2 protein-coding genes are annotated in these 1,124 nt (G+C 56.1%); both read right to left on the reverse strand.

Annotation, left to right across the window (positions count from 1 at the left end):
* Positions 1–212: 212 nt before the first annotated feature.
* Entirely contained in the window at positions 213–842 is a 630-nt protein-coding gene (locus tag QD461_RS36635; RefSeq protein WP_135488308.1) for a hypothetical protein, read from the reverse strand.
* A partial coding sequence (locus QD461_RS36640; RefSeq protein ID WP_141694139.1) for a transposase occupies positions 829–1,124 on the reverse strand: 296 nt, incomplete at its 5' end. The genes QD461_RS36640 and QD461_RS36635, both read right to left, overlap by 14 nt.

Below are 1,124 nucleotides of genomic sequence, written 5' to 3' on the forward strand. Positions count from 1 at the left end.
AACAAGACAAGGTTTCGGGCGGGCACCACCATCAGCCCACCGGAGCAAGGTCCCTTCGCCGGGACGATGGAGCGGATAGGCCGATGAACCGCAAGCAGCACTGAGGTGACTGCGCGTCCTTAGATTGGCCAGCCGGTCCTCAGCAGACCCCATAAAGCAGCGACCCCGGCGTCGACTGCGGACAGAAGCAAGCACTCGGCGAGGGATTAAGCTCAAAAGGGATTGACTCGGGACAGCCCGTTACAGAAGCGGTTCACACGGAGAATGTCTGGCAAGCCACGCGATCCCTGCGCGCTTCCCCATGCCGTCAGCAACACTTCGCGAAATGTTCTGCGATGGGTAACGGTAGAGAATGTCAGCCAGCGGATTGGCAGGCGGGCGACAGCAACGCCATAAAGCAAAATCGGACTCAGTCCATATTGCTTAGCGTCCGCGAGCTTAATGGGATCACGCGCAGCCACAATGCCATGCTGAGGGTGGTGGAACAGAAACTTGGCAGTTGAGACGCAAAAGTGATGTTCGCGGTTTGGCTGTTGCGCCTGATTGTCCATGGGTGCTCTCAAAATACTGAAACCAATATAGACCATGGTACAATTTCGGCGCAAAGGTCCAAAGAATTTCCCTGCTTTGAACAGCGCTTGTTTGCAATACCTTGGCAGCACGCCCCGAGCAAAATACACCGGATCGGGGTTGCCGTCGCTTGCGCTGACGCTTTGCATATTGTGCACGCATTCCCGTCTGAACCGAGCGCAGCCGTCTGGCTGCACTGATATTTTTTTACGATCTTTACGGTCGGCGTAGGCTCTGAGAGTCGGATTCGAAAAGCGTTCAACGATATCCATACCTTGCTAGCCGTCTGGTGATGAGACGAATGTGGGCGATCATGATCCACGCTTCGGCTGATGCGATCGAGCGTTCGACGTCTTTGGCCAATCTGCGGCATCTGCCAAGCCAGGCGAAGGTCCGTTCGACCACCCATCGACGCGGCAGAACCTCGAAGCCTTTCGCCTTGTCTGAGCGCTTGATGATCTCGATCGTCCAGCGCCCGATCTTTTTCAGTCGCCGCTTCAACTTATCGCCCGCATAGCCACCATCGGCGAAGACATGCAGTAACCATGGCCACC

This window comes from Rhizobium sp. BR 314, assembly GCF_047445805.1.
Taxonomy (GTDB): domain Bacteria; phylum Pseudomonadota; class Alphaproteobacteria; order Rhizobiales; family Rhizobiaceae; genus Rhizobium; species Rhizobium lusitanum_B.